The following is a 15,579-nucleotide window of genomic DNA, read 5'->3' on the forward strand; positions in this document are numbered from 1 at the left end:
TCGTCACCGGGCAGCCAGATTGGCCGCCGGGAAGATGGAGCAGGTTTCCGTACCGAAGGCCAGCAGCTTGCCGTTGCTGTCCTTCAAGGACGCCTCCGAGACCGCGAGCGTCCGGCCCTTGTGGATCACCCTGCCCTCACACACCACTTCGCCCGTTTTCGGAGTGATCGGACGCGTCAGATTCACCTTGAATTCCGCCGTCGTATAGGCCTCACCCTTGTCGAGCAACGTCTGGACGCTGCAGGCGAGCGCCGAATCGAGGATTGTCGCAGCCCAGCCACCATGCACCCCGCCCAGCGGATTGAGGTGACGCTCGCTCGGCAGGCCGCGGAAAACGGCCTTTCCCTCGGAAACGTCGCATAGCGCGAAGTTCAGCCGTGCATTGATGCTGGGAGCCGGATATTTACCGTCGATGAGGCGCTGCAGCAGTTCCAGGCCGGTATAATAGGCAAGGTCTTCGTGCGGGATCGTGCCGATGCCGAGACGCGACACATATCCCGGGAAAAGCTCGACTTCGGTCATGCAGCGGATTCTCCATTTGGCGCCGACTTTCCGGCGAGATTCTTGCGCAGGGCGGCAATGAAGCCGACACGGGCTTCCGGCTCGCCCATTCCGCGCGGTTCGTAGACATGGCGCGTCAGGAAGAAGCCGGTCAGTCGGAACGCATCGTCAATTTCGGCCGGCCCGGCGCGCAGGCCCGAGCCGCGCCGCAGAAAGGCCGGCAGCGGCAGCATCCTGCCGCGCCACGGATCACCCGCCGACTTCGAGACGGCGCGGCCCGATTTCGGTGAGACGTAGATCAGGTCTTCCGTCGCGCCCGTCGCGGCGCAGCACGAAAGGTCGAGGCCGAAACCGAGTTCGTCTAGGATCAGCAGTTCGAAGCGCACCACGAGTTCGCCCGCTGCCGCGGGATCGTCGAGATGGTCGAGCATCAGCGTCAAGGTTTCGTAGAGGCTCTGATGCGGATCGCGTTCCGGCAGCAGCCGCAGATGCGCGGCCAATGTCTGAAGGCCGTAGACGGCGGTGGCGCTGTCGAACAGGCGCGCCGCATTCAATTCGATGCCCTCCGCCTGGAAGGTGCCGAGATGCTCGTCGAGTCGCGCGCGCCAAAGAAGGTCGACACGGTTGCCGGCCTGCAGCACCGGTTGCTGCCGGCGCGAGCGCCCGCCCCGGACCACGCCGAGATGACGGCCGTGCACGCGGGTCATCACTTCCAGAATCACGCTCGTCTCGCCGTGCTTGCGAGTGCCGAGTATGATTCCCTCGTCGCGCCATTCCATGGAACAAGCCTTTCACCGCCCGGCCCCCAAAATCAAGGGACGGGGCACGGCTGCCCTACCGCATCGGCCCGAAAATCGTGCTCGATCTTCGGAAAGCACGATGCGTAGATTCATAGTGCTAGCAGCCTGTTGGACTTAGACACGGCAGGCCTATGAGAGCGATTGGAATGTCTGGGCCTCTACGACTTGTCGTGCGGGAGGTAGGGGATGAGGCCGTTGGCCAAGGCGAGCTGTTGGATTTCCTGGGGCGCATTGCGGATGTCGACGACGAAACCGTTGATATCGAGCATCCAGAGCAAGGGATTTTGGTCGGTGAGGCTCTGGAGCGACCAGTTTGGGTCGAAGCTATAGGCATTGATGGCTTTTCGAATGGCGGCGGCCTTGGCGCTTGCCGTGCTTTGACCGACACCGAAGGCGGAGCAGATGCCGGCCATTGGCATGTGAGGCTTCGTTGCGGGATCGGAGAGGAAATTGATCTGGCCGAGGGCGTGCAGGATGCCGCAGGCCCAAGTGCGGGGTTGGCCCGAGGCGAGCGGGCTCGGCCGCTTGCGGGATAAGGCAGCGGCCATGCGGCGGGCCAAGCCGGCATATTCATCGTTGAGATGTGTTTGGCAAAATGCGTCGGTCAGGGCGACGATCTCGTCGTAGCGCGGCCGGATGCTCTTGGGGACCGAGATGGAGGAGGCCGATTTGCTCATGCCTGGAAGTATGGGCAGGCGGGTTGGCTCTGACCAGAGTGGCGGGCACTTGCAGAAGAAGCTTTCTGTGGACGGTTACAGAATTGTTGTCATGAGGGGTATCGTCGAGCTGGCAACCGATTGGTCGAGCACTGCTAGAGCGCCCTTTGCGCGTCCAAATGGACGCGCGGCGCTCTAGCGGCGCTTGCCGGCAATTCGTGGATCCGCGCGCCGGGGCATACGCGCTGAGCGATGGCGCACAGATGCTGATGATGGGTGAGGTAGATGACCTGTCCGACCGAGGCCATCTCGCCGAACAGCCGGAAGGCCTCCTCGGCGCGGAAATCGTCGAAGGTCTCCATGATGTCGTCTGCGACAAAGGGCACAGGGCGACGCGAGGCCGCGTATTCCAGATAGCCGGCGACGCGCAGGGCCAGGTAGAGCTGGAAGCGGGTTCCCCGCGACAGGTCCGAAGCCACCTTGGAGGTCCCGTCGGCGGCCTTTGCGATCAGGATCTCGCTGTCCCTGTCCGGCTGGGTGGCCAAGCCGTCATAGGCGCCGCGGCTGATGGTGGCGAAGGCTGCCGATGCGCGTGCCATCATGGCGCTGCGATGCCGCTCGCGGTAGGTCCGCAACGCCGTCTCGGCCGCCGCCGCGCCCGCACGCAACCGGAAATAGGCCCTCGCTTTTTCCTCGATCTCCAGCAACACCAGCCGCCTTTGCTGCTCTATCCGTGCTACGGCGTCGTCGCCTCCGACCGTTTCCACGCGCTCGGCAGCCTTGCGATAGGCGATAAACAATTCGCGACTGCTCTGGTCGAGATCGTCGAAGCGCGCCTTCAGCTCGATAAACTCCCGTTCGAGCGCCGACCGGTCGGCGTCTTGGAGCAAGGCCTGCGCCGCTTCGATGGACGGCGCCCCCGTCACTTCGAGCACCTCGCGCTCGAGCCTTTCGGCCTGAAGCCGCAATTCGGCCCTCCGATCGACGGCCGCCAGTGCTTCGGCGACCTCGCCCAGCGTCTCGACGCCGAACAGTGCCGTCATCTCGCCCCCGAGCCGCGCATTCGTCGTGGCCGCGGCCTCGATCCCGGCCTTCCGCCGAGCCGCGTCATCCAGGCGTGTTCGCCTGTCGGCCAGCAGTTCCGCATCGGACTTCGCCTGCTCGACCCTGGAAACCAGGTCCCGGTAGAGGTCGATCGGCGCAGCGTCCGGCTTCAGCCCGACACGCACCGCGAGCGCTCGCAGTTCCTCGGCAAAACAGGTCTGATCCTGCTCCATCTTGGCGATGCGGTCGGCGAGCCCCTCGCGGTCACGTAGGATCGCTTCGAGCTCGCCGAGACGTTCAAGAATCTCGCGCAGACCGGCGACGTCAGGCATCGCACCGGCGAGCCAGGTGCCGGCGCAGGCCACGGCCAGGTCCGCGTGCCAATCCGCTTCCGCGGCCCTCGCCTCGGCCAGGGCCCTGGCACGCAGGTCCAGATCGGACTTCAGCTCGACGATGCGCTTTGCGACGGCGGAATGCTCAGCACGCCCGTCGAGAGCCGACTGCGCCGCCGCCATCAGCATGTCGATCGATGCGTCTGGCGCGTGCCGGACGCCGGCCGACGCCAGCGCGAAGACAAGCTGTCCCGCCAGTGCCTTGCCGTCCTCCTCTGCCTCCCGAACGTCCCTTTCGGCTTGCCTCGACAGGCGCGCAACCTCGATCACCTGCTCGCGCCGCTGCAGCCAATCTTTGAGATCCTGCAGGCCGATGTCATTCGGCAAGCCTGGCGACATCTCCTTCATCGCCGCCGCCATCTCCGCCCTCGCGGCGTGAAGCTCCGTTTCGGCGTGGGCCTTTGCCTCCAGCTTTTCCGCCAGGGCAGCTTCGATGAGCAGCAGTGACCTCGCAGCCTGATTGAGCCTTTCGACCTCGCCGGCCCTGCCGAGGCGAGCATTGGTGACGAGGTCGTCCTGGCGCAGCACGACCTCGAAGGCGTCCGCCGTCGCCTTGTCGAGGGCGCCGCGATGGATCGCCCAGGCCTCTTCGCGCGCGGCGCGCGCAACGGCGGCCTCCTGGTCGGTGACCACGCCCGATGTCCTGCCTGCCGCGTCCAACTCGCCCCTCAGGCGCCGCTCTTCCGACCGCAGGCGCTGGATTTCCTTGTCGAGCGTCGCTCCGTCGCGCGCGGCCTCATCGAGCCGCGTCGCCCAGGTCTCGATCAACGACGGTCGCGGCACCGCCATGCGCATGAGAGTATCGAGATCCCCGGTCCAGCGCCCGAGCGCCGCGATGCGCTCCGCCAGCGTATCGGCGTGCGTCGCCCGGGCCCGCTCGGCCAGCCGCCGACGCGCAGGATGGTCACTCGCCCGCATCGCGGCCAGAGCGCCGGCCAGGGCGGCCGCCGGCGCGCCGTCGCCGCCGCCCGGATCGAGATCGATGCCCGCGTCGGTCGCACGGCTCGCGGCTTCAGCATAGGCCGCCTCGGCTCTTGCGTGTTCGCTCCGCGCGACGGCAAGCGCGGCGTCGATTCCCGAGCGCCTCTCGACCAGATGCCGCAGCGTCCCGAGCGCGCGGGCGTCGAGCACCAGCGACGCCGGAGGCTCCCCCTCCTTGTGCAGGCTCCTGACGATCGCCGCGATGCGACGCTCCAACTCCGACAGCCGCAGCCGACGGTCGGGCAAGTCCTTTTCCGCGGTGACGTAGCGCGCACGCATGTCGCCGAGGGGCCCCAGGCGGACGGTCAGGGTGCGCGCGGCCTCGTCGACGACGATTGCACCGATCTCCCGGGAAAGGGCCTCGATCTCGGCCGACACTGCCTCGCCTCTGGCTCCCAACTCGATCTCGGCTTTTTGAAGGGCCGGCAGATCGGCATTCCAGTGGCGTGGTGGCTGGGGCAATCCGTCGAGCGTCGCGATCTCGCCGCGACGCTGGCGAAACTCGGCCAGGCGCGGCAGAATCCGGATGTGCCGCGCCACCTCGTCCATGCGCGACTGAACCGCGGCGCGGTCACGCAGGGACGCCTCGTAAAGCGCCTCCGCCGCGGCCCGCTGCTCGATGAGCCTGCCATATTCGCTTGCCAGTGTGTCGACCGTCTCGCGCTCCTGTCTGAGTGCTGCGAGCCGCGTCTTCAACTCGGTCAGTTCGCCGCTTCGCGCCCGGTATCGGTAGAAGCCGTCCGCTTCAGCCCGGATCCGGGCGAGCGACTGGCTGAGATGCGCAAGCCCCGCACTGGCGGAGAACAGGAGTTGTCCGAGATCGCCCTTGCTGGCCAGGATGCTCTCGCCGCCCGCCTCCAGCGAATGATCGTCGAGCGAAAACATGGTGCGATAGGATTCGCGATCCACGCCCCCCAGACCGCCGAGCACCGTGGCCTCCGGGACAGGCTGCTCGTTGCCATCGAGAAGACTGTTCAGCGGCCGTTTGATGCGGACCAGTTGCCTGGCGCCGCCATCCAGTTCCAGCAAGCCGCCGACCCGCATGCTCTGATAGGGATGGAGGAAAGCATAGCGGGTTCGCTGATCGATGCCGAACAGCAGGTCGAGATAGGCAGCGAAGGTTGTGGACTTGCCGGCCTCGTTCGGCCCGTAGATAACGTGAAGGTCCGGCCGCCCGGCCTCGGTCGGCCCGAAGTCGATGCCGAGATCGGTGAACTTGCCGTAACGCGTCAGATCGAGGCGGGAAAGCCGCATCAGGCTTGGACTTTTTCCTCGCCTGCGGGTCGCAGGCGCGCCAGAACTTCCTCTGCGCCTTCCCTGCCGAGTTCGGCGAGCACACCCCGGAACGTCGCCTCGTCGTCACCGAACATGTCGCGGCATTCCGCCGGCAACTGCCCGCGCAATTCTTCCGCGATCTCGATCAGGGCGGCCTCATATGCCGGGTCGACCATGATTTCTTCGGCGATCAGGCGGTCAAGTTCGGTGAGCGGATCGCCGGGCTGGACCGCACCGCTTTCCGGCATGGTGCAGGCGATGTCGAGTTTCTCGATCCAGGTCCTGCCTATGCCCGAGGCCCTGTCATCGGCTTCGGCCTTGAGCATGTCGGCGTCACGCCGGATGCGCCATGCAAGCGGCGTCGCCCCGGAGACCGACAGCCGGGCCACCAGATGCTGGGAGCGAGCACGCTCGCGGACGGTCGCCAGCTTCTTCTCGATCGCCAGGACGACGCCGCGCCAGTCCTCTGCCCCGCTCACGTCGACCTCGATGCGATCGAACTCGGCAACGCTGGTGAGCCGCTCCTCCAGACTGATCGAGCGGTCGTCGCCGACCGTGACCAGCGTGACGGATTTGGGGCCAGCCTCACCGATATCGCGGCCCTGGGGCATGCCGGGCATGACGATAGCGCAGGCACCCTCCGTCACGGACCGCTTATGGATATGACCCAACGCCCAGTAGTGGAAGCCAGCAGCGCCGAGATCGCCCGCGCTGCAGGGAGCATAGCGGTCATGGCCCGACGCGCCGCCGAGGCTCGTATGCATCAGCCCGATATTCACCGCGCCCTCGACAGGCGACCTGTATTTGCCAAGCAGGCTTTCCGGCGCATGCGACTGCGCGAAGCTCAGCCCATGGATGGCGACGGGAAAGCTGCCGCCCGGCCGTTCGACCTCGATGACGTCGGCGCGGCCTCCGAAGACCTTCACGCTTTCGGGAAACATCAGTTCCCTTGTGATGCGGGAGATCGCGTCGTGATTGCCGCGGATCACATAGACCTCAATGCCCGCCACGTGCAGCCGGCGAATCTGGTCTGCGAGGAAACGGGCCGTCTTCATCGAGGTCTGGTCGCCGTCATAGAGATCGCCCGCCAGAAGCAGCGCGTCGACCTGTTCCTCGATGCAGAGATCGACAATGTTGACCAGCGCACGCCGTGTCGCGTCGCCGACCAGCCCGGCGAGGTCGGGATCACGCAACGCCAGGGATTTCAGCGGCGAATCCAGATGGATGTCGGCGGCATGCACGAATCTGTAGACCATCGGCTTCCTTCCAGCGGTCCTGAACCCTGTCCGCCGGCTAGCGCGTCGGCCGGAGGTGCTCCGAAGGCGGCGCGAGCCGCGGCACAAGGACAGACGTCTACCGACAAGACTGATTCGTGTGGCGGCGGCAAGGCTCGCCACGGCGGCGAGGCCAATAGTCCCAGCTAAATGATGTAACGGCCGCGTCTCGGGCGTGCCAGGGGCGCCTGATGATGGTCAGTGCGGGAATTCGAGCCCCATCTCGCGATAGCGTTCGGGATCGTCTCCCCAGTTCTCGCGCACCTTCACGAACAGGAAGAGATGCACCTTTTGCTCCAGGATTTCGCCGATCTCCTTGCGCGCGGCCTCGCCGATGGCGCGGATCGTCTCGCCCTTGTGGCCGAGCACGATCTTCTTCTGGCTGTCTCGCTCGACATAGATGACCTGCTCGATGCGAACCGAGCCGTCTTTCTTCTCCTCCCATTTCTCGGTCTCGACATGGGAGGAGTAGGGCAATTCCTGATGGAGGCGCAGATAGAGCTTCTCGCGGGTGATCTCCGCCGCGAGCTGCCGCATCGGCAGGTCGGAAATCTGGTCCTCGGGATAGAACCAGGGGCCCTCCGGAAGTCTCGCCGCCAGGAAGTCGAGCAGATCCCGGCAGCCCGATCCGGTCAGTGCCGAGATCATGAAAGTGCGCTCGAAGGCGACCCGCTGGTTGGCGTCCGATGTCAGCTTGAGCAACGCCTCCGGCTTGACGCGGTCCACCTTGTTGAGGATCAGAATCTTCGGCTGGCCAACATCTGCTAGGCTTTCCAGCATCGCTTCGGCGTCACCCTTGATGCCGCGCTCGGCATCGATCAGCACCAGCACGAGATCGGCATCCTTCGCACCGCCCCAGGCCGTGGTGACCATGGCCTTGTCGAGCCGGCGGCGCGGGCGGAAGATGCCTGGGGTGTCGACGAAGACGATCTGGGTCCGGTCGTGGGTTGCGATCCCGCGCACGATGGCGCGCGTCGTCTGCACCTTGTGGGTGACGATCGATACTTTCGCGCCGACCAGTTGATTGACCAGCGTCGATTTGCCGGCATTGGGCGCGCCGATCAGCGCCACGAAGCCCGAACGTGTCGGCCGTTCGTCCGATGTCTCGCTCATGCGTCCTCTCCCACGCTCCAGACGCCCTCGCGGACCAGCACTGCGGCCGCAGCGGCCTGCTCGGCCTCGCGCTTGGAACGTCCCGTGGCGACCGCCGGCTCATAGCTCCCGACGCACACGCTGATGGTGAAGACAGGGTCGTGGTCGGGACCTTCCCGCCCCTCGATCGTGTAGACAGGAGGTTCGCCGGACACCTGATGGGCCCATTCCTGAAGTTCGGTCTTGGGGTCGCGCCGGGCCGCCACGGCCGAGCGCGAACGCGGCTCCCAATAGCGCAGGATGAAGCGCTTCGCAGCTTCCAGCCCGCCTTCGAGATAGATCGCGGCGATCAGCGCCTCCAGCGCGTCGGCACGGATGTTGACGCGCTTGCTGCCCGCGAGCCTGCGGATCTCGCTTCCGGTATGGATCAAATCGGTGAGGCCGATCTCGTCGGCAATCTCGGCCAGCGTGTCGGCATTGACCAGCGCATTGAGGCGCAGCGACAGCTCGCCCTCGGGTGCGTCCGGAAACGTGCCGAAAACGAAGTCGGCGATGACGAGGCCGAGCACCCGGTCGCCCAGGAACTCCATGCGCTCATAATCGACGCCCTTGCTGTGGCGCGCGCTGGCATGGGTCAGGGCTCGCCGAAGCCGGTCGAAATCCTGGAACAGATGACCGGTCGGCCCGGCCAGCGCTCGGGCCAGGGCTTCACCGGTCAGCTTTTTCGTGGCCATGGTGCCGCCTTGATCAATGCACCGATGTGAACAGGCGCGACAGGCGCAGCGAACTCGGCCAACGCCAGACCTCCAACGGGCTCGCGCCGTCGGCGATGGAGAAGAAGATGATGTTTGCGCGTCCGACGAGATTGTCCTCGGGCACGTAGCCCACTGTGAAACGGCTGTCGGTCGAATTGTCGCGATTGTCGCCCATCATGAAGTAGTGGCCCGGCGGCACCACGAACTCGCGCGTGTTGTCGCCGATCGAGTTCGGCGTCAGATCGAGCGTGTCGTAGGTGACCCCGTTGGGCAGCGTCTCGCGATAGACGTCGACCGGACGGTCGACCTCGGTGACATCAGGATTGTCGATCTGGCCGACCTTCACGCGCGGCACGGCGACATCGTTGATGAACAGCTGGCCGTCCTTCATCTGGATGCGATCGCCCGGCAGGCCGACCACACGCTTGATGTAGTCGAGCGAAGGGTTCGGCGGGAACTTGAAGACGACGACGTCGCCGCGCTCGGGCGCGCTGTCCCAGATCCGCCCCGAGAACAGGTTCGGCGAGAACGGCAGCGAATAGCGCGAATAGCCGTAAGCCCATTTGGTGACGAACAGATAGTCGCCTTCGAGCAAGGTCGGGCGCATCGACCCCGACGGGATCGAGAAGGGCTGGAACAGGAGCGTGCGGATGACCAGGGCCAGCAGCAGCGCCTGGACGATGACGCTTACGGTTTCCCCAAGCCCGCCGGATTTCTTCTGGGATTTTTCTGCCACGCTCATGTCGTCCTCAATTCGGTCGGTCCGTCTTATCGGCTTGCGCGCCCGCGGGCAACGGTGGGCGCGCGCCCAGAAGCGCCCCAACCGTGGCGGTTATTCGACGCGCAGCGCCTCGATGATCACAAATGCCTGAGCGAGCGGGTAGTCATCCGTTATGGTCAGATGGATGACCGGTCGCGAACCCGGCGGCAGCATCTTCTCCAGCCGAGCCGCCGCGCCGTTCGTCAGGCGCATCGTCGGCTTGCCGCCGGGCTGGTTCACCACCCCCATGTCACGCCAGAACACGCCGCCGGCCATACCGGTGCCCAACGCCTTGGCGCAGGCCTCCTTGGCGGCGAAGCGCTTCGCATAGGAGGCCGCGCGCTGCTTGCGGCCTTCCGAACGCGCACGCTCGACCTCGGTGTAGATGCGCGCGATGAAACGCTCCCCGTGACGTTCCAGCGACTTCTCGATGCGGCGGATGTCGATCAGGTCGCTGCCTATGCCGATGATCATTCGGGACGGCCCGTCATATGTTGCGGCTGCCCGGCTTCACCGGCGGGATCTTCGCCAGTTCGGGCGGCAGCCGGTCGGCCGGATAGGCCGGCACTTCATATTCGGCAAGCGCGATCAGCGGCACGCCGATATCGGCCTTGCCGGCGGACCGGTCGATGATACAGGCCGCCGCCGGCACCTCGGCTCCGAGCTCGCGAAGACAATCGATCGTCTCGCGGATCGACAGGCCTGTCGTCACGATGTCCTCGACGATGACGACGCGTGCGCCCTTGGCGATGTCGAAACGCCGCAGCCGGAACACGCCGCCCTCGCGCTCGACCCAGATCGCCGGAACGCCGAGATGCCGGGATGTCTCATAGGCAGGAATGAGGCCCCCGATCGCCGGTCCGACGACATAGTCGATGGGGCCGGCGACCTTTTGGCTGATCTTCGCCGCTAGCGCCCGACATAGCTTTTCGGTCTTGTCCGCATGCATGAAGACTCGCGCCTTCTGCAGGAACACGGGGCTGCGCAGGCCCGAGGTCAGGATGAAGTGCCCCTCCAGCACGGCGCCTGCCTCGCGAAAGATCTCGAGCACTTCGTCTGTCGTCATCCTGTCCCCTTCTCAGCCGTTGACGCGCTTGGCGTCGCTGACGATCGAATTTTCCTTGAGCTGCGAAATCAGCCTGTTGAGATGCTTCAGGTCCCAGACTTCGAGGTCGATCAGCATCTCGGTGAAATCGGGCGCGGTTCGCACCATCGACAGCGTATGGATGTTGGCGTCGTTGGCCGCAACCACCTGGGCGATTTCGGCCAGCGATCCCGGCGCGTTGATGGCGGTCACCGATATCCGCGCGGGAAAACGCTCCCGCGTCGTCTCGTCTATGTCCCAGCGCACATCGATCCAGCGTTCGGGCTGGTCGTCGAAGGCGGTCAGTGACGGCGACTGGATCGGATAGACCGTTATGCCTGATCCCGGCTGCATGATGCCGACGATGCGGTCGCCGGGCACGGCCCCTTCCGGCGCGAAGCGAACAGGCAGATCGCCGCGCACCCCCCGAATCGGCACCGCGCCGTCGGGACCGGCTGCCTTCTTCTGCTTCTTCGAGGCCCGGCTCGGAATCTGGAAAAGCATGCCGGCCGCGTTGCGCAAATTGTACCACCCCTCCTCGCGCGGCTTGGGCAGCGTCTGGGTGATCCGCTCGTCCTTATAGTCGGGATAGACCGCCTTCATGACGTCGGTGGAGGCGAGTTCGCCGCGACCGACGGCAGCCAGGACGTCCTCGATGTCCTTGCGCGCCAGTCGGTGCAGAACGGGCTTCAGCTTGTCCTTGGAGAAAGCCTTGCCGGCGCGCTCGAAGGCACGCTCGAGGATACGGACACCGAGCCCCGAATACTGCTTGCGGATGGCGTTCTTGGTCGCGCGGCGGATCGCGGCGCGCGCCTTGCCGGTGACGACGATCGATTCCCATGCGGCCGGCGGCACCTGCGCCTTGGAGCGGATGATCTCGACCTCGTCGCCGTTCTTCAGTTCGGTCATCAGCGGCATGATGCGGCCGTTCACCTTGGCACCGACACAGGTGTCGCCGACATCTGTATGGACGGCATAGGCGAAATCGATCGGCGTAGCGCCGCGCGGCAGGGCGATCAGCATGCCCTTCGGCGTGAAGCAGAACACCTGGTCCTGGAACAGTTCGAGTTTGGTGTTCTCCAGGAAGTCCTCGGGGCTGTCGCCCTCGGACAGTTGCTCGATCGTGCGACGCAGCCAGGCATAGGCATTGGTGTCCTTGGAGATCGGCGCACCCGCGCCGTTGGCCTTGCCGGCGCTATCCTTGTAGACCGAATGGGCTGCCACGCCATACTCGGCGACGCGGTTCATCGCCTTCGTGCGGATCTGCAACTCGACACGCTGCCGCGACGGGCCGACGATGGTCGTGTGGATCGACCGGTAGTCGTTCTGCTTGGGCGTCGAGATATAGTCCTTGAAACGTCCCGGAACCATCGACCATGCCGTGTGGATGGCGCCCAGCGCGCGGTAGCAGTCCTCGACCGTGTCGACGATGACCCGGAAGCCGAAGATGTCGGAAAGCTGCTCGAAGGACAGCGCCTTGGTCTCCATCTTGCGGAACACCGACCACGGCTTCTTCTGCCGGCTCTTCACCTCGGCCTTGATCGCATATTTCTCGAACAGTCCCGACAGCGCCTTCTCGATGTCGTCGATGACGGTGCGGTTGCGATCGAGCACGTCCTTCAGCCGTTCGGTCACCGTGCGGTGTGCCTCGGGATTGATGGTGCGGAAGGCGAGTTCCTCGAGTTCCTCGCGCATGTCCTGCATGCCCATGCGGCCCGCCAGCGGCGCATAGATCTCCATCGTCTCCTCGGCGATGCGCAGCTTCTTGTCCTCGCGCATATGGTCGAGGGTGCGCATGTTGTGGAGCCGGTCGGCCAGCTTGACGAGCAGCACCCGCACGTCTTCCGAGATCGCCAGCAGGAGCTTGCGCAGGTTCTCGGCCTGCTCGGCCTTCTTGGAGACGAGGTCGAGCTTCTTGAGCTTGGTCAGACCCTCGACCAGTTTGCCGAGATCGGGCCCGAACAACTCGTCGATCTCCTGGCGCGTGGCGGTCGTGTCCTCGATCGTGTCATGGAGCAGCGCCACCGCGATGGTCGCCTCGTCCATGTGCATCTCGGTCAGGATCGCTGCCACTTCGAGCGGATGCGAGAAATAGGGATCGCCAGACGCCCGTTTCTGGTGGCCATGCTTCTGCATGGCATAGACGTAGGCTTTGTTGAGCAGCGCCTCGTTCACGTCGGGCTTGTAGCGCTGCACGCGCTCGACAAGCTCATACTGACGCATCATGGTGCTGATCCGGTGCCTGAAAATGAATCATGCGCCGCGCGTTGCGCCCGGCGCATGCCATAGATAGCCACGAAACGGCCGCCGCGAAAGGTGCCGCGGCGCGATCGCCGATCAGTAGTCGTCGCTTTTTTCCGGCGGCACGAGACCCTCGATGCCGGCGAGAAGATCCTCTTCGCTCATGCGGTCGAAAGCGATCGTGTCCTCTTCGCGGTCGGCATCGGCGGCATTCGAAGCGGCCGCCTGATCGATCGCCTCCTGGGCGTCGGCCTCGGGCTCGTCGACTTCGACATGCTTCTGCAGCGAGTGGATCAGATCCTCCTTGAGGTCGCCCGGCGAAAGCGTCTCGTCGGCGATCTCGCGCAGGGCCACGACCGGGTTCTTGTCGTTGTCGCGGTCGACGGTGATCGGCGCGCCCTGGCTGATCTGACGGGCGCGGTGCCCGGCGAGCAGGACGAGCTCGAAGCGGTTGTCGACCTTGTCGATGCAATCCTCAACAGTTACGCGGGCCATGAACTGCCCCTTTCATTCCTGGATGTTCTTGGAAAACTGGCCGGTCCATACCGCGAAAGGCGGGGAAACACAAGCGCACAGGCGCCCAGCGCTCGCCCAGCGACCCGGCCGGTACCAGGGTTGCGATCCCGCATCAGAGAGCTACCGGCGGCCCCCACGCACAATTGCGCGCCCCTCTCCCTTCGATCACATTTTTTTGCCTTGTCCCTTGCAAGCACTTGGAATGGCATTGTTTGGACGCTAATTCCAGATGATGGGATCGGCGGCCTGTTCATGCCGATCCTTTGTAAGTTCGAACGTTTGCCGCTACCGTTATTTCGACAAAGGAATTTTCGACATGTTCGATCCTCGTGAGAAGATTGCGCTCTTCATAGACGGCGCCAATCTCTATGCCACGTCTCGTGCCCTGGGCTTCGACATCGACTATCGCAAGCTGCTCGGCAGCTTCCAGAAACGCGGCTACCTGTTGCGCGCATATTATTACACTGCCCTCATCGAGGACCAGGAATACTCCTCGATCCGGCCCCTGATCGACTGGCTCGACTACAACGGCTACAAGGTGGTGACCAAGCCGGCGAAGGAGTTCACGGACTCCACGGGACGGCGGAAGATCAAAGGCAACATGGACATCGAGCTGACCATCGATGCGCTCGAGCTCGCCGATGTCGTCGACCACTATGTCATCTTCTCCGGCGACGGCGACTTCCGCACCCTGGTCGATGCGCTGCAGCGTCGAGGCCGCAAGGTAAGCATCGTCTCGACCATGGCCTCCCAGCCGCCGATGATCTCCGACGATCTGCGCCGCCAGGCCGATCATTTCATCGACCTGATGGCGCTGAAGAGCGAAGTCGGCCGGGATCCGTCCGAAAGGCCGGTGAGACGGCAGGAGCCTGTCGAAAGCGACGACGATCTCTGATGTTGCGCGCCCCCTTGGCGCCGGCCGGCTTGGCCGAGCCCGATCGCGACTGCCCGCTTTGTCCCCGGCTCCATGACTTCATCGCCGAATGGCGCGTGAAGGAGCCGACATGGTTCAATGCGCCGGTGCCGACCTTCATGCCGCCGGCCGGCGAAACCGACGTGCGGCTGCTCGTCGTCGGCCTCGGGCCCGGCCTTCGCGGCGCAAACCGCAGTGGACGACCGTTCACCGGCGACTATGCCGGCGACCTGCTCTATCAGACGCTGACGCGTTTCGGCTTCGCCAGGGGGCAGTACGCCGCAAGGCCCGATGACGGTCTCGAACTGGTCGGCACCGCGATCACCAATGCGGTGCGCTGTGTACCGCCCGGCAACAAGCCGACAGGCGAAGAGATCGCAACCTGCCGTTCGTTCCTCATTCCGACGATCGAACGCTTCCCGCGGCTGGAAGCCATTCTGGCCCTCGGAGCGATCGCCCACCAATCGGTCGTCCGGTCGCTCGGCGAACGCGTTGCCGCACATCCTTTCAAGCATGGCGGACACAGGCAGATAGGACGGGTGACGCTGTTCTCCAGCTATCACTGCTCGCGCTACAACACCAACACCGGCGTGCTCACGGAAGAGATGTTCGTCAACGTTTTCAAAGAGATATCCGACTTCCTGAGCGAGTAGCCGGGTCTTTCGCCACGTCCGGCCCAAGCTTGGCGTGCGCCATCGGCCGGCGGGACGATTCAGTGCGGGCCCGGACAAATCCGCCGGCCGGCTGCACGCATTCCTGTGCCGCGCCGACCCGCTCTGGCGGCCGACGGAGCGGTCGAACGCGCTGCCCCTCTATCCGCGCGCTCTGAGCAGACGGCCTTTCTCGCGCGCCCAGTCGCGCTGCTTCTCGCTCTCGCGCTTGTCGTGCAGTTTCTTGCCGCGTGCGATGGCGAGCAGCAGCTTGGCGCGGCCGCGATCGTTGAAATAGATCTTCAGGGGCACCATCGTCATGCCCTCGCGCTCGACGCTCTGGGCAAGCCGCGCCATTTCGCGCTTGTTCAAGAGCAGCTTGCGGCGGCGCCGTGGTTCGTGATTGAACCGATTGCCCTGCAGATACTCCGGCAGATAAGAGTTGATCAGCCAGATCTCGCCGTCTTCGACGGAAGCGTAGGATTCCTGGATGTTGGCCTGCCCCTGGCGCAGCGACTTCACTTCGGTGCCGGTGAGCACGAGCCCGGCCTCGACCGTGTCGACGACCTCAAAGGAGAACCGCGCCTTGCGGTTCTCGGCTACAGTCCGGTTGTTCGGATCGTTCTTCTTTTGGTTCATCTGCAG

The 15,579-nt window shown here is 64.8% G+C and carries 15 protein-coding genes; 2 read left to right on the plus strand and 13 right to left on the minus strand.

The window, feature by feature from the left end:
• Nucleotides 1-3: 3 nt before the first annotated feature.
• The 12 genes from JN302_RS28110 to rpoZ all read right to left on the minus strand — a co-directional run bounded on the left by JN302_RS28110 (nucleotide 4) and on the right by rpoZ (nucleotide 13,350).
• Nucleotides 4-522, minus strand: coding sequence for a PaaI family thioesterase (locus tag JN302_RS28110; RefSeq protein ID WP_202307446.1), 519 nt, complete (start codon nucleotides 520-522; stop codon nucleotides 4-6).
• Nucleotides 519-1,280 (minus strand): DNA repair protein RecO, encoded by a 762-nt coding sequence (recO, locus tag JN302_RS28115; protein WP_202307448.1) that lies wholly within the window; start codon nucleotides 1,278-1,280, stop codon nucleotides 519-521. The genes JN302_RS28110 and recO overlap by 4 nt, the downstream gene beginning before the upstream one ends.
• 179 nt (nucleotides 1,281-1,459) lie before the next feature.
• Nucleotides 1,460-1,978: a DUF6398 domain-containing protein gene (locus JN302_RS28120; protein ID WP_274609234.1), complete on the minus strand. Its 519-nt coding sequence runs from the start codon at nucleotides 1,976-1,978 to the stop codon at nucleotides 1,460-1,462.
• Nucleotides 1,979-2,112: 134 nt separating this feature from the next.
• Nucleotides 2,113-5,628, minus strand: a complete 3,516-nt coding sequence (locus JN302_RS28125; RefSeq protein WP_202329907.1) for a YhaN family protein — start codon at nucleotides 5,626-5,628, stop codon at nucleotides 2,113-2,115.
• Complete coding sequence (locus tag JN302_RS28130; protein ID WP_202307454.1) at nucleotides 5,628-6,905, minus strand: metallophosphoesterase family protein; 1,278 nt, start codon at nucleotides 6,903-6,905, stop codon at nucleotides 5,628-5,630. The genes JN302_RS28125 and JN302_RS28130 overlap by 1 nt, the downstream gene beginning before the upstream one ends.
• A 216-nt stretch (nucleotides 6,906-7,121) precedes the next feature.
• Nucleotides 7,122-8,036, minus strand: coding sequence for a GTPase Era (gene era, locus JN302_RS28135; protein WP_446720682.1), 915 nt, complete (start codon nucleotides 8,034-8,036; stop codon nucleotides 7,122-7,124).
• Entirely contained in the window at nucleotides 8,033-8,749 is a 717-nt protein-coding gene (rnc, locus tag JN302_RS28140; protein ID WP_202329908.1) for a ribonuclease III, read from the minus strand. Before rnc ends, era begins: the two co-directional genes overlap by 4 nt.
• A 13-nt stretch (nucleotides 8,750-8,762) precedes the next feature.
• Nucleotides 8,763-9,512 carry a signal peptidase I gene (lepB, locus tag JN302_RS28145; RefSeq protein ID WP_202329909.1) on the minus strand — a complete coding sequence of 250 codons (750 nt, stop codon included), beginning with the start codon at nucleotides 9,510-9,512 and terminating at the stop codon, nucleotides 8,763-8,765.
• 90 nt (nucleotides 9,513-9,602) lie between these two features.
• On the minus strand, nucleotides 9,603-10,004 hold the full coding sequence (acpS, locus tag JN302_RS28150) for a holo-ACP synthase (RefSeq protein ID WP_202329910.1): 402 nt from the start codon (nucleotides 10,002-10,004) through the stop codon (nucleotides 9,603-9,605).
• A 13-nt stretch (nucleotides 10,005-10,017) separates the two neighbouring features.
• Entirely contained in the window at nucleotides 10,018-10,596 is a 579-nt protein-coding gene (pyrE, locus tag JN302_RS28155) for an orotate phosphoribosyltransferase (protein WP_202329911.1), read from the minus strand.
• Between the two features lie 12 nt (nucleotides 10,597-10,608).
• Complete coding sequence (locus JN302_RS28160) at nucleotides 10,609-12,840, minus strand: RelA/SpoT family protein (protein ID WP_202329912.1); 2,232 nt, start codon at nucleotides 12,838-12,840, stop codon at nucleotides 10,609-10,611.
• 111 nt (nucleotides 12,841-12,951) lie between these two features.
• Entirely contained in the window at nucleotides 12,952-13,350 is a 399-nt protein-coding gene (rpoZ, locus tag JN302_RS28165; protein WP_202307464.1) for a DNA-directed RNA polymerase subunit omega, read from the minus strand.
• A gap of 337 nt (nucleotides 13,351-13,687) precedes the next feature.
• On the opposite strand from rpoZ, the gene JN302_RS28170 reads away from it, so the two are divergent.
• The gene (locus JN302_RS28170; protein ID WP_202307465.1) at nucleotides 13,688-14,266 is read left to right on the plus strand and encodes a LabA-like NYN domain-containing protein; all 579 of its coding nucleotides are present in this window, start codon (nucleotides 13,688-13,690) and stop codon (nucleotides 14,264-14,266) included.
• The gene (locus tag JN302_RS28175) at nucleotides 14,266-14,937 is read left to right on the plus strand and encodes a uracil-DNA glycosylase (RefSeq protein ID WP_202329913.1); all 672 of its coding nucleotides are present in this window, start codon (nucleotides 14,266-14,268) and stop codon (nucleotides 14,935-14,937) included. Before JN302_RS28170 ends, JN302_RS28175 begins: the two co-directional genes overlap by 1 nt.
• 159 nt (nucleotides 14,938-15,096) lie before the next feature.
• Here JN302_RS28175 and smpB read toward each other — a convergent pair whose 3' ends face one another.
• Entirely contained in the window at nucleotides 15,097-15,573 is a 477-nt protein-coding gene (smpB, locus tag JN302_RS28180) for an SsrA-binding protein SmpB (RefSeq protein ID WP_202329914.1), read from the minus strand.
• Nucleotides 15,574-15,579 lie beyond the last annotated feature (6 nt).

The organism is Mesorhizobium sp. L-8-3 (genome assembly GCF_016756615.1).
Taxonomy (GTDB): domain Bacteria; phylum Pseudomonadota; class Alphaproteobacteria; order Rhizobiales; family Rhizobiaceae.